The sequence below is a fragment of the Aerolutibacter ruishenii genome (genome assembly GCF_007830115.1).
GTDB classification, from domain to species: domain Bacteria; phylum Pseudomonadota; class Gammaproteobacteria; order Xanthomonadales; family Xanthomonadaceae; genus Aerolutibacter; species Aerolutibacter ruishenii.
In genome coordinates this window covers 63,576-81,563 of sequence record NZ_VLKP01000007.1, presented here as the reverse complement: position 1 = coordinate 81,563, position 17,988 = coordinate 63,576, and the positions used below count along the sequence as shown (strand labels likewise).

At 68.2% G+C, this 17,988-nt stretch carries 16 protein-coding genes; 8 read left to right on the top strand and 8 right to left on the bottom strand.

The features are described 5' to 3' along the window. Positions 1 to 9: 9 nt before the first annotated feature. Together IP93_RS09330 and prpF are read left to right on the top strand one after the other, a co-directional pair. Positions 10 to 459 (top strand): SRPBCC family protein, encoded by a 450-nt coding sequence (locus tag IP93_RS09330; RefSeq protein WP_144814871.1) that lies wholly within the window; start codon positions 10 to 12, stop codon positions 457 to 459. 127 nt (positions 460 to 586) lie between these two features. Beyond that, positions 587 to 1,780 (top strand): 2-methylaconitate cis-trans isomerase PrpF, encoded by a 1,194-nt coding sequence (prpF, locus tag IP93_RS09325; RefSeq protein ID WP_144814869.1) that lies wholly within the window; start codon positions 587 to 589, stop codon positions 1,778 to 1,780. A 16-nt stretch (positions 1,781 to 1,796) separates the two neighbouring features. On the opposite strand, the gene IP93_RS09320 is transcribed toward prpF, so the two are convergent. Beyond that, positions 1,797 to 2,567: a lytic transglycosylase domain-containing protein gene (locus tag IP93_RS09320; RefSeq protein ID WP_242006825.1), complete on the bottom strand. Its 771-nt coding sequence runs from the start codon at positions 2,565 to 2,567 to the stop codon at positions 1,797 to 1,799. Between the two features lie 130 nt (positions 2,568 to 2,697). Here IP93_RS09320 and queD point away from each other — a divergent pair, with 130 nt between their 5' ends. Next, positions 2,698 to 3,054 (top strand): 6-carboxytetrahydropterin synthase QueD, encoded by a 357-nt coding sequence (gene queD, locus IP93_RS09315; protein WP_144814866.1) that lies wholly within the window; start codon positions 2,698 to 2,700, stop codon positions 3,052 to 3,054. Between the two features lie 6 nt (positions 3,055 to 3,060). On the opposite strand, the gene IP93_RS09310 is transcribed toward queD, so the two are convergent. After that, positions 3,061 to 4,296, bottom strand: coding sequence for an MgtC/SapB family protein (locus IP93_RS09310; RefSeq protein WP_144814864.1), 1,236 nt, complete (start codon positions 4,294 to 4,296; stop codon positions 3,061 to 3,063). Positions 4,297 to 4,523: 227 nt separating this feature from the next. On the opposite strand from IP93_RS09310, the gene IP93_RS09305 reads away from it, so the two are divergent. Both IP93_RS09305 and IP93_RS09300 read left to right on the top strand, forming a co-directional pair. Then, a complete protein-coding gene (locus tag IP93_RS09305) occupies positions 4,524 to 4,922 on the top strand; it encodes a phasin family protein (RefSeq protein WP_144814861.1) in 399 nt (132 codons plus the stop codon). Between the two features lie 204 nt (positions 4,923 to 5,126). Next, complete coding sequence (locus IP93_RS09300) at positions 5,127 to 7,676, top strand: putative bifunctional diguanylate cyclase/phosphodiesterase (RefSeq protein ID WP_144814859.1); 2,550 nt, start codon at positions 5,127 to 5,129, stop codon at positions 7,674 to 7,676. A 15-nt stretch (positions 7,677 to 7,691) separates the two neighbouring features. Here IP93_RS09300 and IP93_RS09295 read toward each other — a convergent pair whose 3' ends face one another. The 3 genes from IP93_RS09295 to bioD form a co-directional block, all read right to left on the bottom strand. Beyond that, a complete protein-coding gene (locus IP93_RS09295) occupies positions 7,692 to 10,739 on the bottom strand; it encodes an efflux RND transporter permease subunit (protein ID WP_144814856.1) in 3,048 nt (1,015 codons plus the stop codon). Between the two features lie 13 nt (positions 10,740 to 10,752). Continuing rightward, the gene (locus tag IP93_RS09290) at positions 10,753 to 11,928 is read right to left on the bottom strand and encodes an efflux RND transporter periplasmic adaptor subunit (protein ID WP_144814855.1); all 1,176 of its coding nucleotides are present in this window, start codon (positions 11,926 to 11,928) and stop codon (positions 10,753 to 10,755) included. 114 nt (positions 11,929 to 12,042) lie between these two features. After that, positions 12,043 to 12,717 (bottom strand): dethiobiotin synthase, encoded by a 675-nt coding sequence (gene bioD, locus IP93_RS09285; protein WP_144814852.1) that lies wholly within the window; start codon positions 12,715 to 12,717, stop codon positions 12,043 to 12,045. A gap of 63 nt (positions 12,718 to 12,780) precedes the next feature. Here bioD and IP93_RS09280 point away from each other — a divergent pair, with 63 nt between their 5' ends. Both IP93_RS09280 and IP93_RS09275 read left to right on the top strand, forming a co-directional pair. Further along, entirely contained in the window at positions 12,781 to 13,266 is a 486-nt protein-coding gene (locus IP93_RS09280) for a GAF domain-containing protein (RefSeq protein WP_144814849.1), read from the top strand. After that, on the top strand, positions 13,263 to 13,637 hold the full coding sequence (locus IP93_RS09275) for a TfoX/Sxy family protein (RefSeq protein ID WP_144814847.1): 375 nt from the start codon (positions 13,263 to 13,265) through the stop codon (positions 13,635 to 13,637). Before IP93_RS09280 ends, IP93_RS09275 begins: the two co-directional genes overlap by 4 nt. 86 nt (positions 13,638 to 13,723) lie before the next feature. On the opposite strand, the gene glmS is transcribed toward IP93_RS09275, so the two are convergent. Then, positions 13,724 to 15,556, bottom strand: a complete 1,833-nt coding sequence (gene glmS / locus IP93_RS09270; protein ID WP_144814844.1) for a glutamine--fructose-6-phosphate transaminase (isomerizing) — start codon at positions 15,554 to 15,556, stop codon at positions 13,724 to 13,726. 69 nt (positions 15,557 to 15,625) lie between these two features. Beyond that, entirely contained in the window at positions 15,626 to 16,996 is a 1,371-nt protein-coding gene (gene glmU / locus IP93_RS09265) for a bifunctional UDP-N-acetylglucosamine diphosphorylase/glucosamine-1-phosphate N-acetyltransferase GlmU (RefSeq protein WP_144814842.1), read from the bottom strand. 92 nt (positions 16,997 to 17,088) lie between these two features. On the opposite strand from glmU, the gene IP93_RS09260 reads away from it, so the two are divergent. Beyond that, the gene (locus IP93_RS09260) at positions 17,089 to 17,472 is read left to right on the top strand and encodes a GtrA family protein (protein WP_144814839.1); all 384 of its coding nucleotides are present in this window, start codon (positions 17,089 to 17,091) and stop codon (positions 17,470 to 17,472) included. An 81-nt stretch (positions 17,473 to 17,553) separates the two neighbouring features. Here the strand turns inward: IP93_RS09260 and IP93_RS09255 are convergent, their stop codons facing one another. Next, the gene (locus tag IP93_RS09255; RefSeq protein WP_144814837.1) at positions 17,554 to 17,979 is read right to left on the bottom strand and encodes a F0F1 ATP synthase subunit epsilon; all 426 of its coding nucleotides are present in this window, start codon (positions 17,977 to 17,979) and stop codon (positions 17,554 to 17,556) included. Positions 17,980 to 17,988: the final 9 nt, after the last annotated feature.

Below are 17,988 nucleotides of genomic sequence, written 5' to 3'. Positions count from 1 at the left end.
AGCAGCGTCATGCCCGGCACCGTCACCCTGCACCGCGTGCTCAAGGCCCCGGCCGACCGTGTCTACCGCGCTTTCCTCGATCCGGATGCGATGGTGAAGTGGCTGCCGCCGCACGGCTTCACCGGCAAGGTCCACGAGATGGACGCGCGCGTGGGTGGCGGCTACCGCATGTCATTCACCAACTTCGGTACCGGCAGCAGCCATGCGTTTGGCGGCACCTACCTCGAACTCGTGCCGGGCGAACGCATCCGCTACAACGATCGCTTCGACAACCCCAACCTGGCCGGCGAGATGGAGGTGACGGTGACATTGAAGCCGGTGCTGTGCGGCACCGAGGTGCACATCGCCCAGCAGGGCATTCCCGACGCGATCCCGGTCGAGTTCTGCTACCTGGGATGGCAGGAGTCGCTGGCGCTGCTGGCGCAACTGGTCGAGCCCGACATCCCCGACAATGCCTGATGCGCCTTCTCCCACCAACGGGAAAAGGACGCCCCAAACGGGCGGATGCGGCTGCGTTCGTGTCCCTCCACCCCACTCCAGCGCGCTCCCACCACCGGAGCGGACGTAGCACACCGGAACTCAGAACATGACCCACGCACCGCAGCTCCGCATCCCCGCCACCTACATGCGCGGCGGCACGTCCAAGGGCGTGTTCTTCCGCCTGCAGGATCTGCCGGAAGCGGCACAGGCACCGGGCGCCGCGCGCGATGCGCTGCTGCTGCGCGTGATCGGCTCGCCCGATCCGTACGCCAAGCACACCGACGGCATGGGCGGCGCCACCTCCAGCACCAGCAAGTGCGTGATCATCGCCAAGGCCAGCGTGCCCGACCACGACGTCGACTACCTCTACGGCCAGGTGTCCATCGACACCGCGTTCGTCGACTGGAGCGGCAACTGCGGCAACCTGTCCTCGGCGGTGGGCCCGTTCGCGATTGCCAATGGCCTCATCGACCCTTCGCGCGTGCCACGCGACGGCACCTGCACCGTGCGCATCTGGCAGGCCAACATCGGCAAGACCATCGTGGCGCACGTGCCCGTCAGCAACGGCGAAGTGCAGGAAACCGGCGATTTCGTCCTGGACGGCGTGACCTTCCCCGCCGCCGAGATCGTGCTGGAATTCATCGACCCCGCCGACGAAGGCGAACGCGACGGTGGTGGCGCGATGTTCCCCACCGGCCACCTCATCGACGACCTGGACGTGCCCGGCGTGGGCACGCTGAAGGCGACGATGATCAACGCCGGCATCCCGACCGTGTTCGTCAACGCCGCCGACATCGGCTACACCGGCAGCGAGCTGCAGGACGCGATCAACGGCGATGCCAAGGCGCTGGCCATGTTCGAGGCCATCCGCGCGCACGGTGCGGTGCGCATGGGCCTGATCCAGGACGTCTCCGAAGCGGCCAAGCGCCAGCACACACCCAAGGTAGCCTTTGTCGCGCCTGCCGCCGACTACGTCGCCTCCAGCGGCAAGCACGTTCATGCCAGCGACATCGACCTGCGCGTGCGTGCGCTGTCGATGGGCAGGCTACACCACGCCATGATGGGCACCGCCTCGGTCGCGATTGCCACTGCCGCCGCGGTGCCGGGCACGCTGGTCAACGCCGCGGCAGGGGGCGGCACCCGCAAGGTGGTCACCTTCGGCCATCCCTCCGGCACCCTGCGCGTGGGCGCCGACGTGCAGCAGGTCAACGGCCAGTGGACGGTCACCAAGGCGGTGATGAGCCGCAGCGCGCGGGTGCTGATGGAAGGCCAGGTGCGGGTACCGGCCGGGACCGTCTGACCGGCTGAGGCGTCGGTCAGTGCGCCCCACCCAGCGGTGCAAGGCCCATGGCTGCGCGGTAGTGGGCGTGCAGCTGGGCAACCTTCCGCACATAGTCCAAGGTTTCCCGATAGGGCGGTACGCCGCGGTACTTGGCGACCGCGCCCACGCCCGCGTTGTACGCCGCGGCGGCGCGCGTGTAATCGCCGCCATAGCGCTGCAGCAGCTGTCGCAGGTGTCGCGCGCCGGCATTGATCGAGTCCGATGCCGAAAACGGGTCACGGACACCCTGCTCGCGCGCGACCTCCGGCATCAACTGCATCACGCCCTGCGCTCCCTTGGCCGACTCCGCACGGGCGTCGTAGCCACTTTCGGCATGCGCGATGGCGCGCAGCCAGGCCTCGTCCAGCTTCGAAGCCTTGGCGGCCTTGCGGAACTCGACGGGATAGCGGTCCAGCCGAGCTTTGCCAGCCCTGCCCAGCCCCGCATGCGCAAGTGACGCCCCGAGGGTCTCCGAGGCCTGGGGTGTCGCCGATGCGGGAGAGGGCTCAACGGTGTAGGTGAAGCCGAACACGCGGGTCGAGCCGGGCAGGTTGCGGGTGCTGTACACCACCTTGCCGCCCTGCACGCGTTGGTAGAGGGCACCCGACACCGTGCCAAGCTCGCCCCACAGATTGGGCACCTTGGCCGCGTTATCGTCAAGGTAGTGGGCCTCGCAGCCCGAACCTGGCTCGGGCGCCGTGGCGAGGCTGACCGTGCCATCGCGCATGCAGCGGTACACGGTGCGGGCCTGTGTGGGCAGGGCCATGCCGCACACCATCACGAGCGCGATTGCGGGCACCATCCGGACCATGCGGCCGAGTGTACGAAACAATGGTTAACGGACCGTCACAGCGGGGAACGGGACCGGCGGCGCAAGCGCGTGAGACAATGCGTCCATGGACATCTTCAAGGCCTTCACCCTCGAAGCCGCGCACCGGCTGCCCAACGTGCCGCCGGGCCACAAGTGCGCACGGCTGCACGGCCATTCGTTCCGCGTCGAGCTGCATGTCAGCGGCGAAGTGGGCGCGGACACCGGCTGGGTGATGGATTTCGGCGATGTGAAGCAGGCCTTCCAGCCGCTGTACGACCAGTTGGACCACCATTACCTCAACGACATCGCCGGCCTGGAGAACCCCACCAGCGAACGCCTGGCGATGTGGATCTGGGACCAGCTCAAGCCGTCGCTGCCGCTGCTGAGCGAAGTGGTGGTGCACGAAACCTGCACCTCCGGCTGCCGCTATCGCGGGCCCTGAAGGCGCTTACACCGGCGTGAAGGCCGTCACCATGGCCGCCGCACCGGCCATCGCCACCAGCCCGGCGCCGACGTAGCGGCCGTATCGCCAGCCACCGCTGACCAGCGCCAGCACCAGCTTCGCCAACGAACCGGCGGCGAGCAGGGCCACCACGCCCCAACGCGCATGCTCGACCGGCAAACCGCCGGCGACCGTCAACTGGGCCACGCTGGCCGCCGCGGCGTGGATTTCCACCAGCGCCACCAAGGTGGCGGCCACCAGCGCGCCCGCATCACCAAAAATCTGCTGCAACCACGCCGAGAGCAGCAACACGACGGCAATGATCGCGGCAATCATCAACGCATGGGACAGGTGGAAGGCACGCGGCGAAGGTTCGTCCGGCAGCGCGTCAGTACCGCTGGTCCGATGCAGCCCCAGCGCGGCGAACAGCAGCAGGCCCGACGCCGACGCCGCCAAGGGCCATGCGGTGGCGGCAAACAGCTTCGGTGACACCGTGCCGATCACCGCAGCGAACAGCAGCAACGACGCCAGGTTGGCGAGCAATGCAGCGGCACCCGCGGGCGCGACCAGCCCGGGGTTGTCCGCCGCGCGCCGACCGAACCCGGCGACAGCCGCCGTCGACGAGGCAAAGCCTGAAAAGAAGCCGGCGACCGGTAAACCCCAGCGCGCGCCCACCGCCCGCAGCGCGATGTGCCCCAGCATGCCGACCGCCATGACCAGCACCACGATGCGCCACAGCATCCGCGGCTGCAGCACGCCCCAGGGGTCGATGGGGCGATCCGGCAGCAGCGGCATCACCACCAGCGCCGCGGCCGCCAGCAACAGCGCGTCCTGCACCTCGCGTTCGCTGATCAGTTCGCGGGTAAGGCGTTGCAGCGGCTGCTTGGCCTGCAGCAGGATCGCCGCCACCACGCCCAGCCCGGCCGACAGCGCGGGCTCCTGCCGCGCCAGTGCGCCCAGCATGGCCGACACCAGCAACGCCACTTCGCCGGTGAGGCCCGGGTCTTCGCGGCGGCTGTTCCAGTAGCCCGCAATGCCATACGCCCCCACGATCGACAACAGGGCGATGAACGTCGGCGCGCCAAAGCCCATGGCCACCGCGCCCAGCAGCGCCACCAGTGCATGCGTGCGCACGCCCGCCTTGCTCACGTCCAGCCCGTAGTGCCGCTCGCGCACCACGCCGATCAGCAGGCCCACGCCCAAGGCGGTCAGCAAGCCCCTCAGCACTTCGTTCCAGTCCATCGCCACTCCGGTTTCACCCGGCCATGCTAAGCCACCGGTGGGCCCGCAGAACCCTGGTACGGGCCGGCGTGGGCCCCGCCCGACCCTGGCGTGCCGGCCTCGCGGGGGTGAGCCGGCTCATAACCCAAGGTGCCCGTTCATAATTTTCTTGTTGCATTGCACAATAGCCCGCGTTATGCTGCACCGCACAAACCGGCAATCCCTGCCGGCGAGACCGGAGCCCTGCCATGTACCAGCAGTTCAACGAACAGTTTGCCGCCGCCACGCGCCAGTTCGCGGACACGGCAGCCCAGATCAACCGCATTGCCCTCGAGAACGCCGAGGCCGTGTTCGGCCTGCAGCTCTCGGCGCTGGAAGAGCGCGCCAACGCCACCTTCGCCTTCTTCGGCGAAGTGTCCGAGGCCCGCGACCTGGACGCCGCCAAGACCCTGTTTCCGAAGGGCGTGCAGATTGCCCGCGAGAACGTGGAGCGCGCCGTGTCCGCTTCGCAGGAAGTGGTCGACCGCACCGTGAAGGCCAACGAGGCCATCAGCCAGATCGCCAAGTCGCAGTTCGAAGCCGCGGCGAAGAAGGCCGAGGCCAACGTCGAGAAGGCGGTCAAGTCCGCCGCGCCGAAGGCCAAGTAACACCCCCAGCTCTCTCTCCAGTTCCCGCTGGAAACCCCACACCCGGCCGCGCCTGCGACCGGGTGTTTTTTCTACTACGTTGGTCGACGTACCGGAGACGGCCCGGGCCCCGTATCCTTCGCTGTCGCGGGCGGCCTCACTGCGGCGCAATCCCCGCCGGATGCCCCTGTTTCGCTTCTACTGCCGCGGCATGATCCCTGCACCTTGAACACCTTCGCCTCGCCGACGCTCGTTGACGCGATGAAGCCCACGCATGAATCCGGGCGCTGGGTCTCCGTCCCAGCCCCCCTGCCGCCTTACTCAAGCCGATGGCCATACGCCATCACCGTCCTGCTGCTGCTCACGGCGGGGACACTGCTCGCGCTGGGCGAAACCGCCGCCTTCAACGTACCAGTGCCGCGCTACGCCGGCTGGCACATCCTGGCGGAAACCCTTTCGATCTCAATGACCCTGCTGGTGGCGGTGGCCGCCTGGCTCCGCACCGGCGGCAGCACCGGCCTCAAGCTGGCCGCGGCTGGCTTCCTGTCGGTGGCAGTCCTCGACCTGCTGCATCTCGTCACCTATCCGGGGCTCTCGGAGTGGCCGCACCCACGCGAACTGGATCGCGCCTTGCTGTTCTGGTTCGGTGCGCGCGGCGGCGTGGCGCTGACGTTCCTGGCCATGCTGCTGCCCAAGCGCTGGCATTCATTCGCGACGTGGTTCTTCCTCCCTTACGCCGCCGCCGTCGCCGCGACAGGCCTCTGGCTGCTGGACCTCGTGCCGGCGCTGTATGTCCCGGGGCAAGGGCTCACCTGGATCAAGCGGGCCAGCGATCTGGCGATCAGCGCAAGCTATGTCGGTCTTGCGCTGGCCGTGCTGCGCCACCCTCCGCAGCCGGTGCGCCCGGACGTCGTGGCCTGCGGCCTGCTGGTGCTCGCCGCCGGCGAAGCGCTGATCGTCCTGTACAGCGCCCCGGGCAACATGCACAACACCGTGATCCACGCCTACAAGGTGCTGGGCACGGCCTTCTTCGCGTTCGGCATCCTGTTCACCCAGCTCGTCCGGCCCTACCGCCAACTCCAGTCCGCAACCCGCGCGCACGCCGACACCGCCGGGCGGCTTGCCGCGCTGGTACTCGGTGCTCCCGATGGCATCCTGATCGTGGACGGCGACGGCCGCATCCTCGCCCACAACAACGCGGCCGACCAGTTGTTCCGTGCGGCGCCACACGAGTTGTCCGCGCTCGCCATCGAAGACCTGGTGCCCAGCGAGCACCGTTCCAGCCACGCGCACCACCGCGCGTCACAACGGGCCTCGCACCGGACGCGCAAGATGAGTCCGGTGCCAACCCTGCAGGCCGTGCGCCGCAACGGCAGCCGTTTCTACGCCGACATCTCCCTCTCGCCGATGGTCTGGGATGGCGAGCGGTGCACGGCGGCGTTCATCCGCGACGTCAGCCCGCGCGTCGAGCACATGCTGCACACGGACTGGCTGGCCTCGCACGACGAGCTGACCCGGCTGCCCAACCGTGGCGCGCTGCGGCGCGAAATCGAGGCGCGGCTGGCCGCTGCGCAACCCGGCGCGGTGTTCATGTTGGACCTGGACAAGCTCACCCGGATCAACAATGCCCTCGGGCGCGAGATGGGCGACCGGTTGCTGTGCGCCACCTCCGAACGCCTGCGCGACAACGCCCGGCCCGGAGAGTATGTCGCGCGCTACGCCGGCGACCGGTTCGTGCTCATCCTCCAGCAGGTGGATGCGGGTCTGGAGCGTTGCCGGGAACTGCTGGCGCTGTTCCGGGAGCCGTTCGTGCTGCAGCCGGACCTCCAGGTGCAGGTGTCCGCAACCGGTGGCTACTGCCGCCTTGGGGAACCCGCGGAGAACGGCTCGCAGGTGCTGCAGCACTGCGAGATCGCGGTCGCGGCCGCCAAGGGCTTGGGACAGCGCATCGTCGTCGAGTTCAATCCGGCCCTCCACACCCGCAGCCAGCGCTGGCTCGAGTTGGCCTCACGCATGCCAAAAGCACTGGAGCAGGGGGAGTTCCGGCTGGTTTACCAGCCGCGGATGAACCTGGCGGACGGGCGCACGGCAGGGTTCGAAGCCCTGCTGCGTTGGCAGTCGGCCGACGGCAACATCGGCCCGGCCGAGTTCATCCCGGTGGCGGAAGACACCGGCTTCATTGTCGAGCTCGGTCGCTGGGCCCTGCGCCAGGCTATCGACCAGATGGCACGGTGGGACAGCCAAAGCATGAGCGTCAGCCAGGTCGCGGTGAACCTGTCGGTTCGTCAGTTGGCCGACGCCTCGCTCCCCGATTTCCTGCGCGATTGCCTGGCGGTGCACAGGCTGTCGGCGAACCGGATCGAGCTGGAAATCACCGAAACCGCCGCCATGGAAAACCTTGACTGGGCACTGCCTCGCCTGGTCCAGTTCGACGAGATCGGCGTGGCCTTGGCGCTGGACGACTTTGGTACCGGCTATTCGTCGCTCGCCTACCTGCAGGCACTGCCCTGTTCGACGCTGAAGATCGACATCGCGTTCGTACGCCGGCTGGGCACCCCATCCGGCGACGCGCTGGTGCGCGCGATCCTGGCGATGGCCCGAAGCCTGGACAAGGTCACCGTGGCCGAAGGGGTGGAAACGTCGCTGCAACACGACTGGCTGCGCGAGCATGGCTGCGACCAAGGCCAAGGCTACCTGTTCGCGCGGCCACTGGAGGCCGGCGAAGTGGGCGCTTTCCTGATCGACCAGCCGGCGCCGCTGCCGACGCCGACCTGAGTCGGGCGCCAGCTGTTAAAGGCGTGGCGCGCTCACCGCCCGCTTCTGGTGGTCGCGTCCGATCAGCAGGTACATCACCGGCACCACGAACAGGGTGAAGAACGTGCCGATGCCCATGCCGCCCACGATCACCCAGCCGATCTGGTTGCGCGCCTCGGCACCCGCGCCGGTGGCAATGGCCAGCGGCAGCGAACCCAGCACCATCGCCCCGGTGGTCATCAGGATCGGGCGCAGGCGCAGCGCGGCGGCTTCGACCACCGCATCCCGCTTGCTCCGCCCCTGCTCCTGCAACTGGTTGGAGAATTCCACGATCAGGATGCCGTGCTTGGCGATCAGGCCGACGAGGGTGACGATGCCGATCTGCGAATAGATGTTCCAACTGCCGCCGGAGAGCTTGAGCGCAAGGAAGGCGCCAAACGCCGCCAGCGGTACCGCCAGCAGGATCACCAGCGGATCCACCCAGCTCTCGAACTGCGCCGCCAGCACCAGGAAGATGAAGGCCAGCGCCAGTCCGAAGATCATCGCGAAATCGCTGGAGGACTCGCGGAACTCGCGGCTCTGCCCGGACAAGTCGTACTGCGCATTCGGCGCGACTTCGCGCAGCGTGTCCTCCATCCACGCCAATGCCTCGCCCATCGAATAGCCGGGCGCCAAGCCCGCGCTGATCGTGGCTGATCGCAGCTTGTTGAAGTGGTTGAGCTCCTTCGCGGCGATGGTCTCGCGCACGTCCACCAGGTTGGACAACTGCACCATCTGCCCGTCGCCGGCACGCACGAAGATGTTGCTCAGGTCACCCGGTACGCGGCGGTTGGCATCGTCGGTCTGCACGATCACGTCGTACTGCTCGCTGCCCATCTTGAAGCGGGTGACGTTGCGTCCTCCAAGCAGGGTTTCCAGCGTACGTCCCACCGTGACCACGTTGCTGCCCACCGCCGCCACCTTGTCGCGGTTCACGTCGATCTTGAGCTGCGGCTTGTCCAGCTTGAGGTCGGTGTCGGGGTTGGTCAGCCTGGGGTTTTCCGCCATCCTGGCCATCAGCTTCTGCACCGTCCCGCCCAGTTCATCCCAGGTGCCGGTGCTCTGCACCACGAAGCTCACCGGCTGGCCCAGGCCCTGCTGGCCCAGCGGCGGCGGCAGCACCGGGAATGCCATCACCCCGGGGATGCCCATGAACTGCGGGAACAGCTGGCCCTGGATCTCGGCCGAGGTACGGGCGCGCTTGTCCCAGTCCACCAGGCCGACAAAACCGATCGTCTGGGTGATTGACGGGAATCCGACGATCTGGAAGTAACGATCCACCTCGGGCACCTGCGCGAACATGCCTTCCATCACCCGCGCGTACTTGTCGGTGTACTCCACCGTCGAGCCTTCGGGCGCAATGCCGAAGCCGATCACCAGCCCCTGGTCTTCCTGCGGCGCCAGCTCGCGCGGCAACAGCATGAACAGGCCGATGGCCACCGCGAGGATCGCCAAGCCAAGGCCGGCGACGATCACCTTGAATGACAACGCACGCTGGAGCACCGCCTTGTAGGCGTCGTCCAGTCGGCGCAGCGCCTTCTCGCCGATGGCGTAGAAGCGGCCATGCTTCTTTTCATGACGCAGCAGCTTGGACGCCATCATCGGCGACAGGGTCAGCGCGGTGAAGCCCGACACCAGCACCGCCCCGGCCAGCGTCAAAGCGAATTCCACGAACAACTTGCCGGTACGCCCGGTCGAGAACGCCAACGGCACGTACACCGCCACCAGCGTCAGGGTCATGGCGATGATCGCGAAGCCAATTTCCTTGCTGCCCTTGAGCGCGGCCTCGAATGGCGGCATGCCCTCTTCGACATGGCGGAAGATGTTCTCCAGCATCACGATCGCGTCGTCCACCACCAGGCCGATGGCGAGCACCATGGCCAGCAGGGTCAGCGTGTTGATGGTGAACCCGAAGGCGTACATCAGCGCGAACGCGCCCACCAGCGACACCGGGATCGTCACCAGCGGGATCAGCGTGGCGCGCCAGCTGCGCAGGAACAGGAAGATGACGATGACCACCAGCAGCACCGCCTCGCCGACGGTCTTGTAGACCTCCTCGATCGATTTCTCGATGAAGATGGTGGAGTCGTAGGCGATGTTGACCTTGACACCCTGCGGCAACGTGCGCTGGATCTGCGGCAGCATGGCCTTCAGCGCTTCGGAAATCTGCAGCGGGTTGGCCACCGCCTGCTTGACCACGCCCAGCGGCACCGCGTCCACGCCGTTGAAGCGCGCGCGGAAGCGGTCGTCCTGCGAGCCCAGCTCGACCTTGGCCACGTCCTTCAGCCGCACCAGGTAGCCGTTGCTGTTGCCCAGGATCACCTGGCCGAACTGCGCGGCAGTGCGCAGGTCGGTTTCCGACAGCACGGTGAACTCGCGGGTATTGCCCTCCACGCGGCCGGCGGGAATCTCCGCGTTCTGCGCGCGCAGGGCATTTTCCACGTCCTGCGGGGTCAGCCCGAAGCCGGCCAGCCGCTGCGGGTTCAACCACACGCGCATCGCATAGCGCACGCCGAACACCTGCGCCTGGGCCACGCCCGGAATGGTCTGCACCCGGTCCTTGACCAGGCGGTCGGCCAGGTCGGCCAACTCGGTCTTGCTGTGCCGGTCGGACGAGAACGCCATCCAGATGATGGGTTGCGCATCGGCTTCCTGCTTCTGCACGATCGGCTCATCGGCTTCCTCGGGCAGGAAGTCGCGCGCCTGGCCGACGCGATCGCGCACGTCGCTGGCGGCACCGTCGGGGTCGCGGTCCAGGCGGAAGCGGATGGTGACCTGGCTGGACTGCTCGCGGCTGACCGAGCTGATGTATTCGACGCCTTCCACGCCGGAGAGCGCGTCCTCGATCGGCTGGGTGATCTGCGATTCGATCACCTGCGCGCTCGCGCCCGGGTAGGAGGTGTTGACGGTGACGACCGGCGTGTCGACGTTGGGGATCAACCGCACCGCCAGGCGATCGTAGGCGATGATGCCGACCAGCAGCACCACCAGGTTGATCACCGTCGCGAAGACCGGACGACGGATGGAGAGGTCGGAGAGGACCATGGGCTCGCCTCCCTCAACCGCCGCTGGCGGGTTGGGTCGCGTCGGCCTTGGCAGGCCCGTCCTTGGCGGCAGGTGCCTTCGTCCCGCTTGCACCAGGCTTGCCACCGACCGCACCCTCGCCCGCACTTTGGGGCGGCAGCGACATCACTGCCATGCCGTCGTGCATCATCGGTTTGGCCTGGCCCGCGGTGATCACCACGTCACCGGCCTTCAGTCCTTCCACCACCTGCACCAGCCCCGGCGTGCGCGTTCCGGTCCTGACCGTGGTCTTTTTCGCCTTGCCATCCACCACGACGTAGACGAAACGGGTGTCGCCGTCCTGCATCAATGCCTGCTCGGGCACCATCAGCGCGTTGGCGTCGCCAGTGCCGGTATCGAGCTTCAGCATGGCGAACTGTCCGGGGCGCAGGCGGAAATCCGGGTTGGGGATCCGTGCGCGCAATTTGGCGCTGCGGCTGTTGGGGTCGATCACCGGGTCGATGGCCACCACCTGCCCGTCAAACGCATCGCCGGGAAACGCGTCAACGGTGATCGCGATCTTCTGTCCATTGCGCAACTGGGTCAGCGCGGTCTCGGGCACGCTGAAATCGACCTCGATCGGATCCAGCTTGACCAGCGTGACCAGGTCCTGGCCGACGTTGACGAATTCGCCGACGCTGATGCCGCGCAGGCCCACCTGCCCGGAGAATGGCGCACGCAACGTCATCTTCGACAACGCGGTTCGCGCCGACGCCACGCGCGCCTGGTCCACGCCGAACTGGGCACGGGCCTTGTCCAGGTCGGACTGGGAGATCAGCTTCTGGGCGCTGAGTTCCGCGGCGCGCGCCAGGGCGCGGCGGCTGTTCTCGAGGTTGGCCGTGGCCTCGTTGAGGCTGGCCTGCGCCAGGCTGCCATCCAGCGTGAACAGCGGTTGCCCGGCGGCGACGCGGCCGCCTTCGGTGAAGTGGATGCGGGTGACGCGCCCGCCGACTTCCGGCCGCACCACCACCGACTCGTCCGCCCGCAGGCTGCCCACGGTCTGCAGGCCACCCTGCAGCGCCTGCGGTTGCACCGTCACGGTCTCCACCGGCAGTTGCATGCCCCCCGGCGGGCCACCGGCGCCACCACCACCCTGCTCCTGCTTGCCGCCGCAGGCGGCGACTGACAGCACGGCGGTCAATACTGCGGCAATGAGAATGGAGCGGCGCATCCTGGGCCTCGCGGGGGACGATTTCTTGTACTACCCAGTTTAGCTTGACGCCCACCTGGTCACGCCCGTGCCATTAGTCCCTCCCTCGAACGACGACACCCGGTCGTACGCGCGTCAACCGGGAATGCGCAGGAATCCGCCCAGAAGCGCCGGTTCCAGCACCGCCGCATGCGGCAGGCGCCCCCAGCACGGCGCATTCATGTAGCGGTGGAGGATCGCGAAGTTCTCGTCGGCGCAAGCCATCGCCGGATCGATGCCGTTGGCGATCCAGCCCACCAGCCGCGTCCCGCTGGCCTCGATGGCCTGCTGCGTCAGACGCGCGTGGTTGATGCAGCCCAGGCGCAGCCCCACCACCAGCACCACCGGCAACCCCAGCGCGCGCACCAGGTCAACCTGGTCCAAGGTGGCCGACAACGGCGCCGACCAGCCGCCCACGCCCTCCACCACCACACATTCCGCTTGCGCCTGCAGCCGCGCAAACGCCGTGCGGATGGGGTCCAGCGCGAGCGTCACGCCCGCGCTGGCCGCGGCCAGCTCCGGCGCCAGCGGCTCCGGCAGGGCAAACGGGTTCACATCGGCGTACTCCGGCCGCGGCACACTGGCGGCCTGCAGCAGCAGTGCATCCTCGTTGCGCCAGCCGTCGGCATGCGGCTCGCAGCCACTGGCCACCGGCTTCATGCCCACGGCCGTGCCACCTTCGCGGCGCAACGCATGCAGCAGCGCCGCGCTGGCCACCGACTTGCCGATGCCGGTGTCGGTACCGGTGACGAACAGGCGTTTCACGGGCATCATCGACGGCCCCCGGCCAGCGGCAGGGGACTGATAGACTCCAAGGCGGGGGTAGCCATCGCGATGTTCACCACCAGCAGTTTAAGCGGCACCAAACCCGAGCAGTATGCGCAGTTGGCCGAACAGGCCCGTGCGCTGGTGCATGGCGAGCGCGACCGCGTCGCCAATGCCGCCAACCTGTCGGCGCTGGTGTACCAGGCCTTGCCGGGGCTGAACTGGGTGGGTTTCTATTTCTTCGACGGCGCCGAACTGGTCGTCGGCCCGTTCCAGGGCCTTCCCGCATGCGTGCGCATCCCGCTTGGCAAGGGCGTGTGCGGCACGGCGGCACAGGCCCGGCTGACGCAGCGCGTTGACGACGTGGACGCATTCCCCGGCCACATTGCCTGCGACTCGGCGTCGCGCTCGGAACTCGTGGTACCGCTGGTGGCCGCCGACGGCGCGCTGATTGGCGTGTTCGACCTGGACAGTCCGGAGCTCAACCGCTTTACCACGGACGACCAGACCGGCCTGGAGGCCATTGCGAAGGTATTCGTGGAGTCGATCGCTTGAGCACCGGGAAGCTGCGCAACATCGGACCCAAGTCGGCCGCCTGGCTGCGCCAGGTGGGCCTGCGCACGCAGGACGACATCGCGGCCATCGGCACGGTGGAGGCCTTCGTACGGGTCAAACGGGCGGGCTTCAAACCCACGCTGAACCTGCTGTATGCCCTCGAGGGCGCGCTGCTGGAGTGCCATTGGCAGGAGGTGCCCGAGCCACGCCGCCAGCAACTGGCCGCGGAAGCGGAGGCCGCCATCGCGCTGCTGCCGCCACCGCGCTACCGTCCGGCGGCCGCACCGGTGACCACCACCGTACACAGCGGCGATGGCGTGGACGTGCCTGAAATGGCGACGGAGCCCGGCGCGCCGGACGGCGACGACTGATCACGGCCGCGTGCATCGTCTCCAGGGTCGAGGCGCGGAGCTTGCCGCTGGCCAGGATGTCGCCACGCTTGAGCGCGATGTGAAAACTACTCCACCGTGACGCTCTTGGCCAGGTTGCGCGGCTTGTCCACGTCGGTGCCGCGCGCCAGCGCGGCGTGGTAGGCCAGCAGCTGCACCGGAATGGAGTGCACGATCGGCGACAGCACGCCCACGTGGCGCGGGGTACGGATCACGTGCACCTGCTCGGATTCGCCGAAGTGGCTGTCCAGGTCGGCGAACACGAACATCTCGCCGCCGCGCGCGCGCACTTCCTGGATGTTGGACTTCACCTTTTCCAGCAGGCTGTCGTTGGGCGCGATCACCACCACGGGCATCTCGGTGTCCACCAGGGCGAGCGGACCGTGCTTGAGTTCACCCGCCGGATAGGCCTCGGCGTGGATGTAGGAAATTTCCTTGAGCTTGAGCGCGCCTTCCAGCGCGATCGGGTAGTGCACGCCGCGGCCGAGGAACAACGCGTGCTGCTTGGGCGCGAAGCGCTCCGACCACACCTGTACCTGCGGCTCCAGGTTGAGCGCGTGCTGCACGCTGCCGGGCAGCTGGCGCAGGTCGTCCAGGTAGGCCGCTTCCTGCGCCTGGGCCAGGCGGCCGCGCAGCTTGGCCAGGGTGCAGGTCAGGGTGAACAGCGCCACCAGCTGGGTGGTGAAGGCCTTGGTCGAGGCCACGCCGATCTCGGCGCCGGCACGGGTGTAATAGACCAGCGCGCTCGCACGGGGAATGGCGCTTTCCGGCACGTTGCAGATCGACAGCGTCTTGTCGTGGCCCAGCGACTTGGCGTATTTCAGCGCCTCCATCGTGTCCAGCGTCTCGCCCGACTGCGAAATGGTCACCACCAGGTGCTTCGGGTTGGCCACGACCGTGCGGTAACGGTACTCGCTGGCGATCTCCACCGAGCACGGCACGCCGGCGATGGCCTCGATCCAGTAGCGCGCGGTCAGGCCGGCGTAATAACTGGTACCGCAGGCGAGGATCTGCACGCCTTCGATGTCGCCCAGCACGGCCTCGGCATTGGCGCCGAACAGCTGCGGCACGAAACCGTTGTTGGCGATCACCTGCTCGATGGTGTCGGCGATCGCGCGCGGCTGCTCGTGGATCTCCTTCTGCATGAAGTGACGGTATGGGCCCAGTTCCAACGAGGCCAGCGACACGTCCGAAAGATGCTCGTCGCGCGTGACCAGTGCGCCGCTCGCGTCGAACACGCGCACGCCCTCGCGGGTGAGGTCCACCGTGTCGCCTTCCTCCAGGAAGATCACCCGGCGCGTGGCCTGCACGATCGCGGAGACGTCGCTGGCCAGGAAGTTCTCGCCCTCGCCCAGGCCCACCAGCAGCGGACAGCCCATGCGCGCGCCGACCATGCGCCCGGGTTCGCGCTTGCTGACCACGGCGATGGCGTACGCGCCGTGCAACTCCTTCGCGGCAGCCTGCACCGCGGCCAGCAGGTCATGACCCTGCTGCTGGTGGTGGTGCACCAGGTGGGCGATGACCTCGGTGTCGGTCTGCGATTCGAAGGTGTAGCCCAGCGCCTTCAGGCGATCACGCTGCGCGTCGTGGTTCTCGATGATGCCGTTGTGCACCACCGCCAGCTCGCCAAAACTGACGTGCGGGTGGGCATTGGCCTCGGTCACGCCGCCGTGGGTGGCCCAGCGGGTGTGGCCGATGCCCAGCTGTGCGTGGATGCCCTCGGCCTGCGCCGCCGCCTCCATCTCCGCCACGCGGCCGGTACGGCGCACGCGGCGCACCTGGCCGTCGTCCAGCACCGCGATGCCCGCCGAATCGTAGCCTCGGTACTCGAGCCGCTTCAGGCCTTCGACCAGGACGGGGACGACATCACGGCCGGCGATCGCACCAACAATTCCGCACATGGAGGGACTGTTTCCAGGGTAGGGGTGGCGCCATTCTAGCGCGCCGCGCCACTGCAACCCCGGACGCCATCAGCGCGGTTTTTTCACGGGTCGTTTCCAGCCCTCCACCGTGGACTGGCGTGCGCGGGCCACGGTCAGCTGCCCCGCTGGGGCGTTGCGGGTCAGCACGGTGCCCGCGGCCAGGGTGGCGTCGCGCTCCACGGTGACCGGCGCCACCAGCGAGCTGTTGGAGCCGATGAACGCGCCATCCTCGATGGTGGTCGTGGACTTGTTCACCCCGTCGTAGTTGCAGGTGATGGTGCCGGCGCCGACGTTGACCCGGCTGCCGATGACCGCATCGCCCAGATAGGTGAGGTGGTTGGCCTTGCTGGCCACGCCCAGCCGCGCGTTCTTGGTCTCGACGAAGTTCCCGATGTGCACACCGTCGGCCAGCACCGTGCCCGGGCGCAACCGCGCGAAAGGACCGATGGTGGCCGCCCCCTCCACCACCACGCCGTCCAGGTCGCAGTGCGCGCGCACCTCGGTGCCGGGACCGAGCTTGACGTCCTTGAGCCGGCAGAACGGTCCGACGCGCACGCCATCGGCAAGTTCGACCCGGCCTTCCAGCACTACGTTGGCATCGATCTCGACGTCGCTGCCAACGCTGACCATGCCGCGCACGTCCAGCCGCGCCGGGTCGGCCAGGCGCGCACCGGCCACGCACAACGCGCGGGCCTGGCGCAGCTGGTAGGCGCGCTCCAGCTGCGCGAGCTGCCACGGGTCGTTGGCGCCTTCCACCTCGATCGGTTCGGCCACGTGCACCATCTCGGCGGCGCTGAATTCCGCGGCGGCCGCGGAGAAGATGTCGGTCAGGTAGTACTCGCCCTGGGTGTTGTCGTTGCCCAGGCCCGTGATCCAACGCCTGAGCGGCTCGCCGTCGGCGACCAGGATCCCGGTGTTGACCGTGCGGATCTCGCGCTGCTCGTCGCTGGCGTCCTTGTGCTCGACGATGGCCCCCACGCGCCCTTCGGCATCGCGCACGATGCGGCCGTAGCCGGTGGGGTCGTCCAGGTCGGCAACCAGCACCGCAAGCCGCCCCGGCGCTGCCAGCAGGCGCTCGAGGGTATGGGCGGCGATCAGCGGCACGTCGCCGTACAGCACCAGCACGCGCGCGTCCTGCGGCACGCCGGGCATGGCCTGCTGTACCGCGTGCCCGGTGCCCAGTCGCTGCGCCTGCTCGCTCCAGCGCAGGTCGGGATCGGCGGCGAATGCGTCGCGCACCTGTTCGCCGCCGTGGCCGTAGACGACGTGGATCCCGGCCGGCTGCAAGGCGCGCGCGGTATCGATCACGTGCCTGAGCATCGGCTTGCCCGCCACCTTCTGCAGCACCTTCGGGACCGCGGACTTCATGCGCTTGCCTTCGCCGGCGGCGAGGACGACTACGTGCAGGGGAAGGCTCATGCGGGCTCCGGGATCGGCGGGTTTCGCCACGAATTCTATCGTGGCGCGCACTGCTACGATTTCCCCATTCTTCCCACGGAGCAACCCCGCGCATGTCACTCGGCCGCCAGGGCGGGCACTACCTCGCCATCGGCATCGTCCAATGGCTGCTGGACTGGGGGGTGATGGTGGGCCTGAGCCACCTGGGTCTTCCCGTCGAGTGGGCCAACATCAGCGGGCGCGTGTGCGGGGCCTCGCTGGGCTTCTGGGCCAACGGCCGCTTCACCTTTGCCGGCGCCAATACCGCCGTGGGCCGGCACCAGCTGGCCCGCTTCCTGGTGATGTGGCTGGGCACCACCGCGGCCAGCACCTGGGCCATGGGCACCATCGACGATGTGCTGGGCCTGCAGTGGGCGTGGCTGGCCAAGCCAGTGGTGGAACTGGCGCTGGGGGCGCTGGGGTTCTTCATGTCGCGGCACTGGGTGTACCGCAAGTAGGACCGCGCCCTCTGGATCACACCAAAGCAAACAAAAACGCCGGCCCAGGGCCGGCGTTCTCGCAAACACGTCGCGCGATGCTCAGTGCTTGAGGTTCTTGCGCAGGCGCTCCAGCGCGCTCAGCTGGGCGACGCTCATCGCCAGCTGCGCCTGGGCTTCCTCCAGGCTCATCTTCGGATCCTTCTTGGCGAGGATGCGCTCGGCTTCTTCCTTCGCCGCGCGCACCGCCGCCTCGTCGATGTCCTCGGCGCGGATCGCGGTGTCGGCCAGCACGGTCACCACCTGCGGCTGCACCTCGAGGATGCCGCCGGAAATGGCGATGTCGACCTGCTCGCCGCCCGGCAGGGTCACCACGACCTTGCCCGGCTTGAGGCGGGTGATCAGCGGCGCGTGGCGCGGCGCGATGCCGAGTTCGCCCATCTCGCCGGTGGCGACCAGCAGCTCGGCGTCACCGTGGAAGATCTCGTTCTCGGCGCTGACGATGTCGCAACGGAAGGTGGTGCTCATCAGGATGTC

Bases quoted from the DNA above. Each gene is read 5' to 3' on its own strand.
- IP93_RS09280 (WP_144814849.1), top strand. From the start codon at position 12,781: ATGTTCACCACCAGCAGTTTAAGCGGCACCAAACCCGAGCAGTATGCG.
- IP93_RS09305 (WP_144814861.1), top strand. From the start codon at position 4,524: ATGTACCAGCAGTTCAACGAACAGTTTGCCGCCGCCACGCGCCAGTTC.
- IP93_RS09330 (WP_144814871.1), top strand. From the start codon at position 10: ATGCCCGGCACCGTCACCCTGCACCGCGTGCTCAAGGCCCCGGCCGAC.
- IP93_RS09310 (WP_144814864.1), bottom strand. From the start codon at position 4,296: ATGGACTGGAACGAAGTGCTGAGGGGCTTGCTGACCGCCTTGGGCGTG.
- queD (WP_144814866.1), top strand. From the start codon at position 2,698: ATGGACATCTTCAAGGCCTTCACCCTCGAAGCCGCGCACCGGCTGCCC.
- IP93_RS09320 (WP_242006825.1), bottom strand. From the start codon at position 2,567: ATGGCCCTGCCCACACAGGCCCGCACCGTGTACCGCTGCATGCGCGAT.
- glmU (WP_144814842.1), bottom strand. From the start codon at position 16,996: ATGAGCCTTCCCCTGCACGTAGTCGTCCTCGCCGCCGGCGAAGGCAAG.
- IP93_RS09255 (WP_144814837.1), bottom strand. From the start codon at position 17,979: ATGAGCACCACCTTCCGTTGCGACATCGTCAGCGCCGAGAACGAGATC.
- glmS (WP_144814844.1), bottom strand. From the start codon at position 15,556: ATGTGCGGAATTGTTGGTGCGATCGCCGGCCGTGATGTCGTCCCCGTC.
- bioD (WP_144814852.1), bottom strand. From the start codon at position 12,717: ATGCCCGTGAAACGCCTGTTCGTCACCGGTACCGACACCGGCATCGGC.
- IP93_RS09260 (WP_144814839.1), top strand. From the start codon at position 17,089: ATGTCACTCGGCCGCCAGGGCGGGCACTACCTCGCCATCGGCATCGTC.
- IP93_RS09290 (WP_144814855.1), bottom strand. From the start codon at position 11,928: ATGCGCCGCTCCATTCTCATTGCCGCAGTATTGACCGCCGTGCTGTCA.
- IP93_RS09295 (WP_144814856.1), bottom strand. From the start codon at position 10,739: ATGGTCCTCTCCGACCTCTCCATCCGTCGTCCGGTCTTCGCGACGGTG.
- prpF (WP_144814869.1), top strand. From the start codon at position 587: ATGACCCACGCACCGCAGCTCCGCATCCCCGCCACCTACATGCGCGGC.